The 19205-nt window shown below is 54.9% G+C and carries 10 protein-coding genes; 6 read left to right on the forward strand and 4 right to left on the reverse strand.

All coding sequences use genetic code 11. The features are described from left to right. The first annotated feature begins 12 nt into the window (after positions 1-12). A complete protein-coding gene (locus EWV37_RS00560; RefSeq protein WP_129699399.1) occupies positions 13-1707 on the forward strand; it encodes an ABC1 kinase family protein in 1695 nt (564 codons plus the stop codon). Between the two features lie 48 nt (positions 1708-1755). Here EWV37_RS00560 and EWV37_RS00565 read toward each other — a convergent pair whose 3' ends face one another. Continuing rightward, positions 1756-2532: a hypothetical protein gene (locus EWV37_RS00565; protein WP_129699400.1), complete on the reverse strand. Its 777-nt coding sequence runs from the start codon at positions 2530-2532 to the stop codon at positions 1756-1758. A gap of 329 nt (positions 2533-2861) precedes the next feature. On the opposite strand from EWV37_RS00565, the gene wecB reads away from it, so the two are divergent. The 3 genes from wecB (at position 2862) to EWV37_RS00580 (ending at position 6682) form a co-directional block, all read left to right on the forward strand. After that, a complete protein-coding gene (gene wecB, locus EWV37_RS00570; protein WP_095797923.1) occupies positions 2862-4010 on the forward strand; it encodes a non-hydrolyzing UDP-N-acetylglucosamine 2-epimerase in 1149 nt (382 codons plus the stop codon). A gap of 37 nt (positions 4011-4047) precedes the next feature. After that, positions 4048-5400 (forward strand): UDP-glucose dehydrogenase family protein, encoded by a 1353-nt coding sequence (locus tag EWV37_RS00575; protein WP_129699401.1) that lies wholly within the window; start codon positions 4048-4050, stop codon positions 5398-5400. A 304-nt stretch (positions 5401-5704) separates the two neighbouring features. Further along, entirely contained in the window at positions 5705-6682 is a 978-nt protein-coding gene (locus tag EWV37_RS00580; protein WP_129699402.1) for a polysaccharide pyruvyl transferase family protein, read from the forward strand. Positions 6683-6704: 22 nt separating this feature from the next. On the opposite strand, the gene EWV37_RS00585 is transcribed toward EWV37_RS00580, so the two are convergent. Both EWV37_RS00585 and EWV37_RS00590 read right to left on the reverse strand, forming a co-directional pair. After that, entirely contained in the window at positions 6705-7961 is a 1257-nt protein-coding gene (locus EWV37_RS00585) for a glycosyltransferase (RefSeq protein ID WP_129699403.1), read from the reverse strand. Continuing rightward, positions 7898-9541 carry a glycosyltransferase family 4 protein gene (locus EWV37_RS00590; RefSeq protein WP_129699404.1) on the reverse strand — a complete coding sequence of 548 codons (1644 nt, stop codon included), beginning with the start codon at positions 9539-9541 and terminating at the stop codon, positions 7898-7900. Before EWV37_RS00590 ends, EWV37_RS00585 begins: the two co-directional genes overlap by 64 nt. A 916-nt stretch (positions 9542-10457) precedes the next feature. On the opposite strand from EWV37_RS00590, the gene EWV37_RS00595 reads away from it, so the two are divergent. Then, positions 10458-13022 carry a hypothetical protein gene (locus EWV37_RS00595; protein ID WP_129699405.1) on the forward strand — a complete coding sequence of 855 codons (2565 nt, stop codon included), beginning with the start codon at positions 10458-10460 and terminating at the stop codon, positions 13020-13022. Between the two features lie 80 nt (positions 13023-13102). Next, on the forward strand, positions 13103-15862 hold the full coding sequence (locus EWV37_RS00600; protein ID WP_193554282.1) for a hypothetical protein: 2760 nt from the start codon (positions 13103-13105) through the stop codon (positions 15860-15862). Here the strand turns inward: EWV37_RS00600 and EWV37_RS00605 are convergent. Then, a complete protein-coding gene (locus EWV37_RS00605; RefSeq protein WP_129699406.1) occupies positions 15849-17573 on the reverse strand; it encodes a heparinase II/III domain-containing protein in 1725 nt (574 codons plus the stop codon). The genes EWV37_RS00600 and EWV37_RS00605 overlap by 14 nt on opposite strands. Positions 17574-19205: the final 1632 nt, after the last annotated feature.

A 19205-nucleotide genomic window follows, 5' to 3' on the forward strand; every position in this document is an offset into this window, starting at 1 on the left:
ACTTAGCCCCCTATGATTTCTCGCCGCGAACGCTTCATCCAGATCATCGAGGTCCTTTCCAGGCACGGTTTCGGTTTTGCAGTGGGCGGCATCAAGCCCGAATGGCGCGCCCCGTTGGCCCGCGCCCGGCTGCTCAAGACCCAAACCTTCCATACCCAACCCGAACACCTGCGCATGGCGTTGGAGGAACTGGGTCCCACGTTCATCAAACTGGGTCAGCTGGTCTCCACACGCCCGGACCTCTTGCCGCCCGGTTACGCGGATGAGTTGCACAAGCTCCAGGACAACACTCCCCCGGTGCCTGTGGACCAGATCGCCGCCCTGATCGAGGCCGAACCGGATTCCCAGGCGGAAGAGATCCTGGCGCACATCGACCCCACGCCCATTGCCACCGGTTCGATCGGTCAGGCCCACGCGGCGACCTACAAGGGTCACGAGGTGATCGTGAAGGTCCGCCGCCCGGGCGTGATGGACGAGGTCAACCGTGACCTGGAGATCATGAGCGACCTGGCCAAGCTGGCCTCCCGCTACTGGCCGGCGGCCCGCGACTACGACCTGGAAGGTCTGGTCCACGAGTTCAACGACTCCCTGCGTGGCGAGCTGGACTACTTGCAAGAGGCTCGCAACGCCCAGCGAATGGCCGAGAACTTCACGGGTCACCCCCGCATCCACGTCCCGGAGATCTTCTGGGAGGCCACCTCGTCCCGCGTGCTGACCATGGAGCGGATGTTCGGGGTCAAGATCAACAATTATCCCGCGCTGGAAGCTCAGGGTGTGGACCGGCACCTGCTGGCCCGCGAGGCCACGGACGCGATCTGCAAGATGGTCTTCGAGGACGGTTTCTTCCATGCGGATCCTCACCCGGGCAACTTGTTCGTGGAAGAGGACGGCCGCATTGCGATCATTGACTTCGGCATGGTGGGAGAGCTCAGCGAGGAATTCCGCGATCACCTGATCACCATGATGCTGGGCGTGGTGCAGAGCAATCCGCGCCGGGCCACCACCGGCCTGTTGGGGCTGACCGCCACGGGTGAGCACGATGTCTCCAAGCGGGACCTCGAGCGGGACGTTGCGGTCATGATGCGCCGCTACGCCAATAAGCCGCTCGAAGAAGTACGCGTGGGCGAGCTCATGGGCGACCTGGTGCACGTGCTGCGCTACCACAAGCTGCAACTGCCCCGGCAGTCCGCGCTGTTGCTGCGCATGCTGGTCACCGCGGAATCCATGGGCACCGGATTGGACCCGCACTTCGATCTGGTCTCCGTGCTCCAGCCGTACGCGGAGCGCTTCATTCTGCACCGGTTGTCGCCGGAGGCCCTGATGGCTCGTCTCCGTAGCTCGGTGGAGGACGCCATGCAGATGAGCGTGGACATCCCCGAGTACGTGCGCCGGCTCATCGTGGTTCTGGAACGCGGTGGCTTTGACGTGCACCTGCGCACCGACGAACTGGAACCGGTCATGACGAGCGGCGCCAAGATCGGTCACCAGGTCGTGGCCGGCGGCATCATTGCCGCGTCCATTAACGGCACGGCGCACATCGTGGCCTCGGACCCGGAGCGCTGGAAGAAGTACCACACGCCCATGATCCTGGGCGGCATGTCCACGGTGGGTGTGCTGGGTGGCTACCTGGCCGTGTCATCCAACGTGGACCGTGCCCGGAAAATTGTGCGGACCCTGCGTGGCAGGAGGCCTCGCGGGTTGTCCTGATCGAATCGACCACGGCGAACGTGCAACTCGCCGCGGTTTAATTCAGTGTTAGCTCTGGTCCGCGTTCCACCGAATTTCGTCCTCGCTCTGGCAGGCCACGGTGGGTTCGAAAGACTTGGGCTTGAGCGGCTCGCCCTGGATGAACTCGCGGGCGGACTCGTTGGAGACCATGACCTGGTTGAACACACCCTGGGCACCTTGGACCTCCCCGCGAATGGTTACATAGGCGAACTCCGGATTGGTCAACGGAGCCATGGCCGCTCGCAGCGCGGACTGAACGGCGTGGTCTCCCATCAATTCCATGAGCGAGGCCTGGAACACCATTCGAGGTAGGCCGTCGACCAGCACTTCCACGTCCGGGCCGTACAGGGTCTCCACCCAGCGCAATTCGCAATCGGGGTTCGCGGCAATCAGCATGGCCAGTTCACCCACCGTGGCGTATCCCGCCAATGCTTGGTCCAGCGCCACGTAATTGGCCACATCCCACCCCGAGGGATGCTTACCCCACGTTTTGACCGTTTTGGAATCCCTCAAGTCGAATTGGAAGTCGAAGGAGGAAGGCCCCGCCTGCAGGAAGGTCACCCGAATGGAGTCCGGGTCCAAAGTGTCGACCCCCAGTCGGATGCATTCACGGAACAGATCTTGCATTCCCGTGAAGGAATCACTCATGGTCATATTCGGTATGTCGAGCTGCTGGCCGTGTGCGTTGTAGCACGTCACCAGCGCGGACATGCGGCTGATCGTCTTGGTGGAGCGGTCCCCGGTCTTGAGGGACCAGGTTTTGTCCAGTGCTTTTTTGTCCCGTGTACCGCGTGCGGCGGCCATGGCCACTCCCTGCTCAAGTCTCTGCGAATTAGCGCCAGTCAACCCCCCAACGATGAAGTCCGGGTCGGAACGTGACCCGCTCGATTCGTCTGTTGCACCGACGAATTCATCCTAGGTCACACCAGAGGCGATATTCCCTTAAGCCAAGTAATGATTGCGGTGGTGAAAGATCATTCGGCCATGTCATCCTCCCGGCATCCGCATCTGATCTGTCCTAGACTGACAACGAATCTCGCGTCCCCTACAGCGGTGCTGCTGTGGCCCACCCCCTCGGGCCATTCCCCCGGCGCACCGCCGAGATCGCGTTTGCGCCTGGAAGAGGATTATTCATGCACACGATCATGCCGATCTATGGCACTCGTCCGGAGGCCATCAAGATGGCCCCCATCGTCAAAGCACTTGAAGAAAGCCCCCTGTTCAATTGCGTGGTGACCGTGACCGGCCAGCACCGCGAAATGCTGGACCAAGTGAACGAGATTTTCGAGATCACCCCCGATCACGATCTGAACATCATTCAGCCCCGCCAGACCCTCAATGGCGTGCTCACCCGCACCGTGGACGGCCTGGACAAGATCTTCGCCGAGAACGCTCCGGACGCCGTGGTCGTCCAGGGTGACACCACCACCTCCACCGCCGGTGCCATTGCCGCCTTCTACCGAGGCATTCCCGTGATCCACGCCGAGGCCGGCCTGCGTTCCTTCGACCTCTTTTCCCCCTTCCCGGAGGAAGCCAACCGCAAGCTGACCTCCCAGATCGCCTCCCTGCACCTGGCGCCCACGTCCACGTCCCGGGACAACCTGCTGCGCGAGGCCATCAACCCGGATGACATCGTGGTTTCCGGCAACACCGTGATCGATGCACTGCTGCACACCGTGGAGAAGCAGCTGCCCTTCTCGGACCCGCAGCTCGAGGAGATCGCCCAGTCCGGCAAGCGCGTGCTCTTGGTGACCACTCACCGCCGTGAGAATCAGGGTGAGGCCATGCGCGGCGTCGGACGCGCCCTGGCCCGCATTGCTGCGGCAGAGCCTGACCTGACCATCGTGCTGCCCGTCCACCGCAACCCGGCCGTGCGCGAGGCCGTGCTGCCCGCGATCGAGAACCTGTCCAACGTGGTGGTCACCGAACCGCTGGCGTACGGCGAGTTCACCCGCATGCTTTCCGTGGCTCACCTGGTACTCACCGATTCCGGTGGCGTCCAGGAGGAAGCGCCGTCCCTGGGTAAGCCCGTTCTGGTGATGCGTGAGAACACCGAGCGCCCGGAGGCCGTCACGGCCGGCACCGTTAAATTGATCGGCACGGACGAGGAGCGCATCGTCGAAGAGGTCGACAGCCTGCTCAACAACCAGGCGATCTACGAGGCCATGGCCAACGCCGTGAACCCCTACGGAGACGGCAAGGCCGGTGCCCGCACGGTCGCCGCGATCGCCCAGATGTTCGGCGTGGGCGAGCGTATTCCGGATTTCGATTCACAGGTCTAACTAGTCCATCGGTAACTCTCGGGGAAAGAGGACACGCATGAAGCTGACGGTCATTGGTACGGGGTACTTGGGTGCAACTCACGCTGTCTCCATGGCGGAGTTGGGCCACGAGGTGATCGGCCTGGACGTGGATCAGACCAAGATCGATGCCCTGGCATCCGGTGAAGTTCCGTTTCACGAGCCCGGTCTACCGGAGTTGCTGACCAAGCACATCGGCACCGGAAAGCTGCGGTTCACCACGTCCTATGAAGAGGCCATCCCGTTCGGCGACGTCCACTTCATCGGCGTGGGCACCCCGCAGAAGGCCGAGAGCCACGCTGCGGACATGCGCTACGTGGACTCCGCGGTCACGGAAATTGCTCGTGCTGCAGAACGCGACTGCATTATCGTCGGTAAGTCCACCGTGCCGGTCGGTTCGGCCGTTCGTCTCCAGGAACTCGCTCGTGAGAATGCCGCCGACGGCGTTCGGGTCACCCTGGTCTGGAACCCCGAGTTCCTCCGCGAGGGCCACGCCGTGGACGACACCCTGACCCCGGACCGCATGGTGCTGGGCCTGGAAACGGACGCCAACGGTCAGTACACGGAAGAGGCCCTCGCCGCCGAGAAGGTGCTCCGCGAGGTCTACGCATCGCAGCTGGCTGCGGACATTCCCCTGATTGTCACCGACTATCAGACCGCCGAACTGGTCAAGGTGGCCGCGAACAGCTTCCTGGCGACAAAGATCTCGTTCATCAATGCCCTGTCTGAGATCACGGAGACCGTGGGCGGTGACATTCGCACCCTGGCGGACGCAATCGGCCTGGACGAGCGCATCGGGCGCAAATTCCTCAACGCCGGCGTTGGTTTTGGCGGCGGTTGTCTCCCCAAGGACATCCGCGCACTCCGTGCCCGCGCCGCTGAGTTGGGTGTGGACCAGTCGGTCCGGTTCCTAGCCGAGGTGGATGACATCAACCTGCGACGCCGCGAGCACACGGTGCAGTTGGCCGTCCAACAGCTGGGTGGCTCCGTGCACGGACGTGACATTGCCGTGCTCGGCACTGCGTTCAAGCCCGAATCCGACGACGTCCGCGACTCCCCCGCACTGGACATCGCCGCTCGTCTGCACTCCATGGGGGCCGAGGTGCACGTCTACGACCCCAAGGCCAACGCCAACGCTGCCAAGCGTTACCCCCGCTTGGACTACGTGGACCGGATCGAACAGGCCGTGGCCCGCGCCGAGATCGTGCTATTGCTGACCGAGTGGAAGGAGTTCCGCGAGTTGACCCCCGAACAGCTGGAGCCCTTCGTCCGGGAACGCACCATTGTGGACGGCCGTAACGTGCTGGATCCCGATCAGTGGATCAACGCCGGCTGGAAGTACTTGGCGTCTGGACGGTCTACTATGTTATAGGTCGCTCGCAGCCGCACGACACGGTAAATCTGTCTCCTCTAATCGAAGAGGACCTTGGACACGGAGCCCCAATCCGGGAAGTCTCAATCATCAACCGAACACATCAACTAGATGGCTGCAAGTTGTATCTGCACTCATCTTAAAGACTCTCGAACGCGTCATTAAATGTGAACCTCCGAAAATACGCGCAGGTTCACGTCCGTGGCGGCAACAGGGGAAATCCGCAGATACTAACTCTAGAAGCAGTCTGGCACAGCAGGATACGTCACAACTTAGAGACTACGTGTTCCACGGAGGAAAACAAATGACATCAGTTGGACTGGTAGGTTTTTTCGGGTGGGGTAACTACGGGGATGAACTTATGTGCAGAGTGTGGCAACAGGCCCTTCCCTGGTATTCTCAAGTCGTCCATGATCTGCTGGATCCTCCATATTTTACGGAAAACCCAGGTGAAACAGATAGTAAACATGATGTCATCGTAATAGGAGGGGGAGACCTGATTCGCCCCTGGGAAACATCACCACTTTACTGGAACTCTGCCTGGTTAAGAAAGCCATGTATCGTCGCAGGCGTTGGAGTCGCCCTCGGGGAGCGCTATGAAAACGAACGCGTCAAAAGTCATTTATCGAGATTTCTTGGATCCCCCTCGATCCAACATATTTCAGCAAGAGATGACAACTCTGCAAACTGGCTACGTAGTCTTGTCCCAGAGAAAGAAGTTAAAACTACTCCCGATCTAGCATTCGCGTTGCCAATAAACGCAAATGCCATACGCCGACAGCCTACAGTAGGAATAGTGGTAAGAAAGGATTTAAGCAAAGATATAATTGATGCCACAAATAACGTTATTCTTTGGGCAACTAAAGAGGGGCTGAATTTAGAATTCATCATTGGCTCAATTGGGCGAGACGCACAGGACGATTTAAAAATAGTGCAGAAAGAATGGCCAGAATCACCATTCCGAATGCTCAATGACATTGATCATATAACCGATGCATTGGGGGAATATCAATTAATTGCTTCAGCCAAGTTCCATATTACAATCATGGCTGCAAGAATGGGTGTGCCAACGATTTGTCTTCGGACCACCAACAAAATCTTGGGTCTCGCCTCTCAGCTAGAACTACCTCAACTGGCACAACCACCTCTATCGCCAGCGCCGGACATCAACTCTCTAATCACAAGGAAATATCCGACTCAAAAAATAAAAGAACTCGAATCTTCAGCTGTTAATGAGATCCAAAACTGCGTACAATCCATTTACAGAACTCTCGAACATTAGAAAATATCAGCTGAATCGCGATTCACCGCAGCTTCAGCTTACTTTTCAAGCGTTCAGCGAATTCGTTACTTACAGAATCAGCGTGGAGATGCGATATTGAACTAAGAACATCATGGCGTGTACCTGGTTTTGCAAACGACAACATTTCTCTCATTGCCTGCATTTGATGTTCAACCGAAGTGTCAGTCACATAAATTGCGCTAGTGGGAGACAGCGTTTCCCGTAACACAGGCGTATCCATGGCGACAACCGGCAAACCGAAAGACTGATAAAGCAGCGCAGCGCCACTATTCAAGGATCGTCGGTAGGCAACAATACCCGCATCTGAAGCATTTAAGTATATTTGAGCTCGCGCCCCGGGTACTTTAGTAGGTTCGACGAGCACGTTTGGGTGGACCAATGCCCGCCGAACAAACCGGCGAACCTCAGACGAATCATCTGCGGCACCAGCAATCAATAACTTGATCCTCCTGGTGTTTTGCGCAGTCAGCGGCGTCTCCGACTGTAGAAGCAAATTGAAGGCATCCAGGGTTTGATTGAGGCCCTTGTACTCTTTTAGAGCGCCAAAGATGACAAACACAAAGTCGTCGCCGTCAAGCCCGAGTATGCTTCGAGTTTCTGCCCGGCTCATATAGTCCTCGTATGAACCCTCATAGGATGGGTGCGGTGAAACTACCACCTTGCTCTCATCAAAGTCTGCAAAGTCCGACATTGCCTCCAGAGTTCCTGGAGTCATTGTATGAATAACATCTGAGATATCAGCCAGTTTTTGTTGCAGCTCGAGTTCCGCGTCTAACAAAAGCGCGTCATGAGGATACACGTTGTGAACTGTCCAGACTACATTTCCGCCAGTGCGCTTGAACTTATTAATTCTCCCCATATACCCATTAATCTTAGTCATTGCAGACTCGTGGTTGCTCTCTCCGGCCAATAGCCAATTCATCCAATGAAAATGCATTGTAATGGAGGCAACTCGCGGCTTGTGTAGGCTAAGCTCATGAACGAGATATGGTTTGTGCATAGGCGCTACAACGATGCCATTGTTAGGAAATTTTTTGTAAACTAGGCTCTGGTAGGGGTTGAGCCGCGCAACAGACGCATAGGTGAGCAAATGCGGTTTAGTGTCCGAATGTGAATGTGCACGTAATGCTTGATGGATTTCGAGATATGGAGACATTCCGTCGGTGAGATAGCCAGTGAGACTTGCTCGCATGATTAAACCTCTTCCTGTATTGCTTTCTCGAATGCCGCTTTGTATCTTAGGCCATTCGACATCCACGTGCGTTCGTCTTGAACCCACTCGGTACCTGCGTCTGCGAGCCTCGCACGCAATTCATCGTTACTGTGTAACTTGGTTAGAACCATGGCCAGATCAACAGCATTTCCCGGCGTGAACGATAAACCCCTATTAGGAGGATCCACAATTTCCCGGAGCGCGGGCAGATCGGATATAACCATGCAGCAACCACTAGCCATGGCTTCGAATGGCTTGAGGGGTGTTACGTAGGTTGCGGATCTTTCAGGGATACGTGGAACTACGAAATAATCAATTAAGGAATAATACTCGGGAATCTCCGAATGATCGACCCGCCCGAGGAAGTGGACCAGGTCCGAAACGCCTAGTTCATCAGCTAGATTCTCCAGTAGTCCCCTGCGGGGGCCGTCACCCACCAATATGCATTCCATTGGGGTTCCCTGATCTAAGAGCACCTTTGCGCACTCAATCAATGTCTCCTGTGATTCACGGTAGTGGTCCATGTTCGATATATACCCAAATGTGCGTTTACCAATTAGATCGTGCTTTTCAGCTAACCGTCTTGACCGACTCGTGGGAGTGAAAAACTGGCTGTCTACGCCATTGGGTATGACTGATACCTTTTCGGGCGGGACTCCCCTAGAGATGATTTCACGACGCATTGATTCGCCAATTGTAAGCACGTGTGCAGCGCGTGACATGCAAAGAAGTTCTACGGCCCTCCGCTTGCTGTATATTTCTCCGCTTAATTCGCGATCAATGTCAGCTGTCCAATTGGCTTCAAAGAACGAGCGCACTTCGTAAACAAATGGAATTCCCGTTTTTTCGGACAGGGCCATGGCAACAAGCGCGGTCTCGTAACCGCGACGACCGGAACTTGCGTGGATTATGGATGGTCTGATTATTTTTATTTTACGGTAAGCTAGCTCAGCCCATAATTCAAGCATTATATCTGACGGTAAAGCAGATGTATCGACTGACCCGAGATCAAAGTGATAGTGACCTACACCTTGATAAACATTTTCCGATGGAAAAGGTCCGTCGCGCTGATCCGCATTGGGGAATCCCGGTTCGGTCAACACTTTGACATTGAACCCCGCTGACTGCTCAGCGAGAAAATTATATTGACTTCGCGAGCAGAATCCATTCGACAGGTAAGGAGCGGATTCTTTTACAAGGTGTACAACAGTTTTGTCATCTCTAGGTATCAGGGGTTCAACTGGTCCCGGAAGTCGTGGCACCCATCCCGTGAGTTCCTTGTACCTTCCACCTAGCAAACGGAGGGATTGAGGCGAAGCAGATTTTTTTTCAGCCAGCTCGTTACTGAGCTGGATGCTTAGCCCTAAGGAACCTTGTTTAGTTGCGATGGAGCGCCTCAACTTTAGGAAATCCACCGTGGATTTGGATTCCTCACTAGCAAGGCTGCACACAGCTTCAGCGCACTCATACGCGTGCTGAGTGTACAGCCACCGCGCCATACCAAGAAGTTGTACAGAGCTAGGTGGCTCCTCCGCACTCGCCAAGGTCTCGACCAGTGGCATGAACTTACTGTCTTGTTCTGTAGTCGGAGCGCCATTCACGATGTCTTCACTGTCCAAGGGCATATGATTATTCTGTCACAAGTACTTGTCCCCTAAGCAGTGGGTGGCCTGGATGGTGACCGTGTCCCCTGGCACGGTCACAGCTTATACAGCCCGACACCCTCTGCGAGTACTTTGGGGGTTTACAGGGGTGCTTTCGTCTCGAGTCGCTGATATCCGGCCTGCTGTTGAAGTATGCGGACTTAGGCTCCCTGGTCGCGCTGGAGGAGGGTCCCCTCGAAATTAGATCTAGTGCTTATAGGTGATCTGGTTGCTTCTTCGGCGATGCTACGTGGTGAGGTAGTGGAGCTTGAGGTCTTCGACAATCGTGTTGGCAGCCTGCAGGTTGTTCTGACAGTTTCATGCATTTGAGCGGCTCGACTTGCCCGTTTGGAACTTGTCGTTCACAGCGTCACGTTCCATGCCGAGATAGTGTTATCTCAAATGACTCTGATCCTGCGTTTCGTTAAACTCAAGTTGAACAGTTCACTGCACTGGTAGAAATGTCGTTCTCCTGTCGGAGCGGATAGTGCGCGGCCAGCTCAAGTCCGTCCACTAGTAGATATAGGAAGGGAACAGCATGGGTTGGAGCAGCGTATTTACTCGAGGGTTCGCAATTCATCAGAACCGGGGTCAGAAAGCGTTACCTGTGGGCTGGACCAGCTTGGCACTCCCTCCCAGAGGATGGACGTTTAGTTATGATCCTCTCGAAGTCCCGGAGTTCATTACGTTGTCCGAGAGTGACCACTGGATATTTGTCCATGGTTTGTGCGTGTACGCAGGTTATGACCACCGGTGCCTATCGGTCGGTGAGCGGCTCGCCGAGGCATGGTCCGCGGGCCGGGAGTCCTTCCTGGAGCTACTAGACCTACTGGGTGGCCGGCACGTAATACTTGCTGGGGATTCGACCAGTTTCGCGTTGTATCAGGACGCCACAGGCATGCGCTCGGTCTACTTCTCTGCAGACGCGGAGCTGATCTCCTCTCATGCTCACCTTGTTGCTGAGATCCAGGAGCATGCCGCCCGGACTCCCGATCAGGGCCGTAACGGCTGTTTGAAGTCTTGGGATAGGACGCCGTGGTTTGGTGTTTCGGGTCTGCTCCCCAACCATGAGCTATCCGTTCCCGATTTCTCGGTCACTCGCTTCTTCCCACGAGCTGCGAATGCCTATCGACTTTGGACCGTGGCGGACCGAGTGAATGAGTATCTAGCGTTGTTCAGAAATCAGTGGCGGCGGTTTGAAGCTCGTGGATTCGACCCAGTGCTGTCCATCACTGGGGGCAATGACAGTCGAACGAACCTGGCACTATTGTCTGAGCGCGCAGAGGGGGTTCGGACGTTTACGTATGCGGCGTCCAAGGACATCAAGTCTGCCTGGGCTGACAGCACACGGTTGGACCGACAGATCGTGGAAGAGATCAAGGAGTGCCTTCCGTTAGATCATCGATTTTTCGAAGTTCGTGCCGCTGATCGGAAGAGCGATAAGATCCCCCGGGCTATTTTAGCGCGCAATACTTTGGGTAATCATGGATCCTGGCTATTGCCTTTTTACCTATCCAATTTTCCTGAGGATAACGTGATCCATATCAGGGGTAATACCTACGGGGTCTATAAGGCACCTTGGAACGCCGCTGAGGACAACAATCACATCGACGGTCTGCGTGCGCTGCATCGAATGCTCACTCGTGGTGACCGCGGACATGAAGCTCCTGAGTCACGCGAGGCCCATTTCATGGCCGGAGTGCGCCGCTGGCAGTACGACGGTGACCTGTTCGGGTATCATCGCAACGAATTACTGTACTGGGAGATGCGTCTAGGCCGCTGGGCCAGCGAAATCTACAACGAGACAGATCTCGCGTTCCCCACGTTTGACCCCACTAATGTCCGCCGCATGCTGGAGATCGCGCTTTCCTTCACGCTGGACGAGAAGCGTGACAAGATCTTCCAATCTGAGGTCGTGAACGCGGCATATCCGCTGTTGAATTTTCCCGGTAAGAATCAGTCTGAGAACCTGTACGAACAAACTAGGGATCTGCTTCGGTCAACGCCGCGCACTTCGGGGGCCTCGGGTGCAGGGCATCATGTCCTACCCTCCGTGCAGATGCCGGGCACTTCTGGGCCCCGCGATCAGATGATGCCCGCTACCGTAAACACTCCTGGCATAGGCCCTGAACGTGTCACAGTTTCTAAACGCTATCCGGAGGAACGAAACCTCCCACTCCAGCCAGGCATGACTCTGCTCAGGAATGGTGAAGTCGTTGAATCGGTCACCGTGGAGAGTCCCGAGTTGTACCTGCCCTCTACACATTTCACGTCCGGCACCCTGAGCGCCAGGGTCTTCGAGCCCTCGGGAGCCCGAGGATCCCTGGCGTTCACCGTTGAATCGGACTACGCGAAGCACGCGGCCCGGGACAGTTGGCAGTATGTAATCAGCGTCGACGGGTCGGTGCGGGCGCGCTGGGACGGGGCACTGCGACGTCGTCCGGTGCACGTGTCCGTTGAGAACATCACAGCGGAGACCACAGTGGAAGTCAGTGCAGTGGCCTTGCGAGATCGCGTCGGTATATTGTCCTGGGAAAAGGCCACCAGGGCGCGGGTGTCCGACGCAGTATTCACTAAGCACGACCTGCCCGGGCCATTAAGCGTTAGTACAGACGTGGCAGGCAGCACCGTTGAGTCCACGCCGGAGGTTCTCCGCATATCAGTCGATGACCTGGGGTTATTGAACGCCGATGGATTCATTCCTGAAATACCGCGTCGCGTAGACGTAGTGACGTCTCATTGTCTGATCCCTCTATTGGTAGTCCGTCGTTCAGCCGCAGATCGGACCACGATCTGGTGCAATGGCCCAGTAGATCTTGCCCAATCAAACCGTGGCCCCGTTTTCCAGCGCTCCTCTTGGTGGCCGGAACTAGCCCACCACCAGATTTTCGTGTGTGATCCTGCCACTCTTGGAGCGGCCGCCGTGCCCATTGCCTGGGGTCAGTATTCCCCTGAGTACTGGTCCGTACCCGACACGTCCAGGGCAGTTACTGCAATCAGTGCTGCCTTGGGGGTTACGGATGGTGGGCTGAGACAGTACTTCGGTTCTTCCGCCGGCGGATTCATCGCATTGGCACTGGCATCAAGGGATCCTGCCGCACGTGTGCTGATGAACAATGGTCAATTCGATTGGACCGATGGGTATCCAACCGCTGTGAAAACCGTGCAATCGGAGCGTCTGCGGAATATCTCACTCGAAGCCTTGCGGTCACGCACCCCCGAACGTGTCGATGCATTGAGCCATTGGGCTTTGTGTTCAGAACCTCCGCGCGTCCGTTACCTGGTGAACACTGCGCTACGACACGACCGTGAGATTTCGCTTCCCCACGTTGAGAAACTGCTGACAAATCGACCCGATCTTACGGACCGTATCCGGTGCGAGCGCTACCATGACGAGACAGTTGGGTCTGCTCCGTTGGACCAGGGGCAAATATTGGCGCTGCTTTCTGAGCCCGTGAGCTGACCCTCTCCCGCGCTTCCCCGCCCCCTGATGTGATCGAAAGGAACCTTGTGGTTGTTCTGCACCCCTACCCCCGGGGGTTCGTGATCCATTCCGACACCGCGGTGACCGTTCCGGGTGAATGGTCCAGTGTCCCATTAGGCGCCTCCGGCTGGACCTTTTCCCATGATCGCCTCCGGGTCCCAGAGATCGCCCCTGTGAATGGCACCGACAAATGGGTCCTGGTCCATGGGCTCTGTCTGTATGCAGGGCTGGAAGACGTCGGGGTGTCCCCCGCTGAGCATTTAGCTCGCATGGCAGCTTATGGAGAGCCCGAGTTCCTCGAGGCATTGGACGTGCTGGGTGGCCGGCACGTCATCTTGTTGGGCGACAGCCGTAGTTTCAGAGTATTCAACGACGCCACTGGCATGCGATCTGTGTATTTCTCGGCGGAGGCATCTCTGGTGGCGTCTCACCTTCAGTTGATCGACGACATACATCCGCATCCCGTGCGGGTGGACGAGAACGGTTTGCAAGGTGCCATTGCAGGGTGGGACCGAACGCGTTTTATGGGGGTCTCTTCTCTGCTTCCCAACCACTTCCTCAGCGTCTCAGACTGGTCTGTACATCGTTTCTACCCTCGAGAGTCGAACCGATACGAGAGCTGGAGCACCGCGAAGAAGGTCGATGCCTTCCAAAAAATGTGGAAGCAGGAAATGCAGCACCTGGTGGCCACGGGTTCCAAGCTGGTCATGTCGCTGACGGGCGGTGCAGACAGCCGTACAGGTCTGGCACTGTCCATGGATCATGTTGACGACATCGAGATGTTTACCTACACCGCGAGGAAAAACACCGGGGACAAGTGGTCCAAATCGATGACCAGGGACAAGCACCTGGTTGAAGAGATCAAAACCCTGTTGCCGCTGCAGCACCGTTACTTCTATGTGGGAACAAAGAATCTACCTAGGGCAGCGGAGATCAACGCTTGTCTCGACAAAAACTCGTGGCAGAGTCATGGCCGGTGGTTGGTCCCGCACTACGCCAATGCCTACCCGCAGGATGATGTCGTGCATCTACGGGGTAACGCTTACGAAATCGGACGAGCCTATTGGGGCACCAACGAGTGGAATGACAACCTCGAAAATCTGCAGCAGCTTTACTACAAACGCACCAAACGTGACAAGGGTCTGGAACCAGAGGAGTCACGCGCAGCGGACTTCTACAGAGGAGTCCGCAAGTGGGAATATGATGTCCCGCTCCACGGCTTTCACCGTTGGGACCTATTCTTCTGGGAAACCCGATCCGGTCGCTGGCTTGCAGAAATTCTCAATGAGACGGACGTAGCGTTCGAAACCTGTGTGCCCATGAATGTGCGCACGATGGTTGAAATCAGCCTGGCCTTCAGTATCCAAGAGCGCTCCGACGGGTATTTGTTCTCCGAGCTGATCAACGCTGAATGCCCGATCTTAAACTTCCCCGGCAAGAACGACTATCGCAACCTCTATGAACAAACTAGAGACGAACGGCTCGCCGTTGAGGCGCTACACAGTGCGGAGTCACGTCTCCCACTAGAAGCAGAGTTCGCAGTGACCACCGTGGAGGGTAGGCGTCACTTCGTCCACCCGGGAAACGAGAACGTGCATATCCCCCGTGACTCTTTTGTTCCCGGGACACGGGTGGAGCGATTCCTGCAGGCCGCGCCCCACACCGGAGATTTAACCTTTACGATTACTTCTCCCTACTGCCATGCAAAAGCGGAAGGCCATTGGCTCTATCAAATCTGTGTAGACCGACGGCCCGTAGCGCGCTGGGACGGCGCCGCTCGACGGCGCCCCGTGCATGTCACGGTGAGTGGCGTAACGACAGAGACACAAGTTAGCGTTCAGATCCTGGCCCTACGGGCGCACCCTGGCGGGGCCTCCTGGGAAACTGCCTCGCGAGCTCAAATCAAGGACATCATCCTTACGGAACGCAATCCGAGTAAGCCCCTTCAAGTCGCCACCGACATGCCCGACAGCATTTTCGAGTATGGCGAAGAAGCCGTCCATACCGTACATGTTGATCACGTGGGCGATCTGACGATCGACTCGTTCGAAGTAGACAGCCCCCAACGCGTGGATGTAGTCACTCCGAACTGCGTTATATCCCTTTTAGTTGTCCGACGAGGGCACACCCAAGAGACAGTGGTGATGTGCAATGGCGCAGTGGACCAAGCCATCTCAGCAGGTAAGCCGGTGTTCCAGCGCTCCACTTGGTGGCAAGACATCGACCAGAACCAGATCTATGTGTGCGATCCCGCCACTGTGGGAGACCATGCCCTCTCTTTGGCCTGGGGGCAATACTCCCTCAAATACGAAGTGACACCAGATGCTTCTCGAGCAGTCCAGGCTTTGGCTTGTCTACTCGGAAGTACCCACCCACACCAGCGAGCATACTTCGGCTCCTCCGCCGGCGGATTCATGGCTCTTTCCCTTCTGTTTCATGATCCGGAGGCACGCGCAGTCGTGAATAATGCTCAGTTCGACTGGACTCGATGGTTCCCACCCGCAGTCAACAGTTTGCGCAAGATGCGACTGGACAACCGCCTGCCAGCAGATCTCCGAAAAAAGTACCCAAAACGCACTAATGTACTCAAGCTTCTAGCCAGCTTGTCCAAATCCCCGAGGGTGGACTACTGGGTCAATATGGAATCAGATCACGATCGAAATATCGATCACCCAGAATTCGAAATATTCAAACAAAATTTTCCAGACCTTAGTCAAAACATGCGCTGCCATAAATATCGGGATTCCAAGGCCGGCCATAATCCTCTATCCAAACCTTATACGCTTAAAATCCTCCGCCAGATCGTTAATCAATCCTGATTGATTCTGAGGCGAACACCTCAGCATCACTATCTGAATTTCTTTTTAGAAACGATCGAACACGATATACACCAGGCGCGAGGTTACGAAAAACAGTGCGGCCATTATCGCGCTTGTAGTTGACTCGTTGAATAATAGTCGAACCCTTATAAAGATAAAATGCAGTGTAATCACTCGCCTTCGATCGCATAGAAGTCGCGACTATGCACGAACCATCCCGAGAAACGTGTACACCACGGGCAGGTGAAGCGGGATTAGAAACGTCCGCTTTCAGATGGGATTGACTTCCGTCTCCGATGGTTTCAATGTATTTTTTTGAAAACCCGCCAGTGCGTATGACAGTATGTAGATCCAACCCAGGCCCTGAAGACGAAATATTCAAAACCGTGCCGTTCTCAATCCTCCCGAAATCCGGGAAGCGATGTGCTTTTGGCGATTTAGAGCCAACGGAATTAACAAGTTTCGCAGTAACCGTGTGTTTACCCGTCCAACAGATTTCAAGAACTTTCTGACTTCCAAGAAATAATTCGGCTACATCATGATGCACTACAGCTCGCACCCCTGACCCTAAATGCCATAAAACTTCATAATCATGAGATCTCTTGTCCGAGTGCCCAACAATATCTGAGATATGCAACTCAATGTAGTCAGCATTTTCGTTAATCCGCAAACCACGTTCATGAATGGATCCAGGGTTACGACTATTGACGCCCAAGACATTGACAACAGATTTACTATCACTCCCCTGATCTTTCAAGGTCACACCGACAGGGCGTGGGTCAACTCGTGACTGTGATCTCCCGTCTACAACAACAGTATTGTGTGCATACTGAGAAAAGGCATACTTTGTATAAGGATTCTTATAGTCGTAACCGAACGCTCCGGCTTCGCTTAAAAGCAATCTCCCAGCCGCATAAAATATAAGCGACAGATCATCCGCATGGTGATGATAATTGGAATTATAGCCTGCCTTGAAAAGAACAAAGCACGCCTCAGGGCTCCCCCACGCGCTTCGATGAATAGCGAAACCTGCCTCTGGTAAAACAAGCGTGCACTCATTAGGTTTCGATCCTGATTTACCTTCAGTAATGGAATATTGAAACTCCCTCCCATTGAAGGTATTTTTAAGACCGGTATCTCGGACGCGTACAACTTTAGTATCGCTTATGGGAGGCAAAAACCCGTTAGGTAGGATAATGTGGGTAGCATATCGTTCAGAGTTCGCATAAATTTGCTTAATTACAGATGCCCGTTCTTGATCGTACTCCTCAAAAACAGGTATTAATTCTCGCACATATTTGGCAACCATGAAATGATAGCTCGGGCTATTCTCCACATGAACACCATCCCGAGTGAAACAGTCCTTGAAATAATCATAAAGACGCGCAAGAGAAGTCTCCACGCACTTTGACGTGAACTCTTCACGGCAAGGGGAAATAACGTCAGGACCCGCTGCCGCAAATCGAAGGAGCGCAATGTCTTGAAACATTCCGTGATTATTCTTGCCTGCGTAGAATGTCGGATCCATCAATAAATCTACAGTGTAATGAACGGCACTCCTCAATGCTTCGAAGTCTTGAAGCGGTATATCTGCCCCATATTCATCAAGAAAATGCACAATTTGTAGACACCGCTGCGCCGTGGTCTCATCATGAAACGCCATTTGAGATGACCCCGGTTTAGTTGCATTGACCCGCGACCACGACAACATGACACTACTAGCGAATACGACAGCCTGGGGCGAGCTCTGAAGCACTGAATGATGCCAATCAGCGAAGAATAGAAATCCGTGTATGTATCTACCTGCCGTACGAGGCAAATCCGAATTCCAGCAAGCCCCAGAATCGAACTCGATGTCGCCTAGAGTTGGATGCGCGATTATACCTTCATTCAGAAGACGTTCGGCTCTCTGGCTAGCAGACCGATTCCGCACCACTGGCACGAAGGATTTAATAGCTTGTCTTGTTCGATCACGCACAAAAACTCTCCACAATCTCGGATTCCGAATACCGACCGCACCAGTTGCCTATAGTTGACTAGTCTCAGGTGCGAACGTATGCCACAGAGCAGACCGGAAACGTTTAAACACTTAATCCTTTTCAATAATTCTTGAAAGGCTATTCTGCCCCACCGGCGCTCCAATCTTGTGCATGTTCACGAAACTAATCTTGTCCTGTGCCATGTCTAATGCATAACGAAGTGCATTCTGATCGAGCATCCAAGTCGACTCCAAAGACAAGAATGATAAAATATATCTAGATGCGTCGGACAGCAGTCGACGGGTAACAGGAGTGTCAGCGGCCCATACACTCCCCGCGAGGAGTGACTTCCATGGCACGGAGCCATACGCAACAGGACTTAGTGAGGCACCAAATCCCGAGGTCCTAAGGGCACTGAAGAAAGGTTCAACTGGACCAGTATGAACGAGATCGAGGTCCTGAATCCACACTCCTTCCGGGTACATGTCCAAAAGTTCCGTTGCCCTGATGAACCGTGCACACGCAAAATACGTTTTCAGCTCCCCGACCCCTCGTGGCGTTCTCTCAAATGTCACCGAGACGGACGCTGTTCGGCCATCCGCCATCAGATTGTCAGTTCGGGTGGAAAGTTCGAGAGCGTCCCCTACGACTTTGCGGACCTCTGTCTCCTCTCCGATAAGATGAAGATGTAACTGTGTCTTTTCCATTAAGCGCGCGTAATAGTGAATACGGGGGAAGTATCGCCGGAAGAACTTTATGTCGCCAGAGAAAACAACAGCTCTTGGCCAACCCTGAGATTCTGATTCTTGGATAATCGGACGGATTCTAGGATCCAACTCCACATCACATTCAACCTCGTCGTTCGGAAGACCATCTCGATATGTGAACAAGCCGCGAAGTGATACTGCACGAGCAAGGAAGGAACTGGAGTCAAGACTCTTCGCTGACTCAAACTCCTGGTTCGCCTGGAATCGGTCGCCCCTTCTCGAGGCATCAAAAGCCAGCCAAAGATGGGAGCACGCTAGAGACGGATTCGAACGAGCAAATGCCACCACTGACCGCCAACCTTCGACTGAGCGACCATCCGTCTCGTTGGCGCCTGTGGCGACCCGAGCTTCCTCAACGAGGTACCAAAGGTAGAGGTCACACAGTACTTCTGACACCAACGAGCCGGGAACAATACAACCCTTGCTGATGTAGCGTTGAGCTACGCGAACAAGAGATGATCGGTTTGTTAGACGCTGCCCCCTACCGAATCCCCCAATTACGTCGGTGTGCAAGCGAATTAAGCTATTTTCAACTTGTAGCGGCAGTATGTATGTCCAGATAGATAATAGATCCAACGCGCGACTTGTATCATTCCA

It is taken from the genome of Kocuria carniphila, assembly GCF_004136555.1.
Lineage (GTDB): Bacteria > Actinomycetota > Actinomycetes > Actinomycetales > Micrococcaceae > Kocuria > Kocuria carniphila.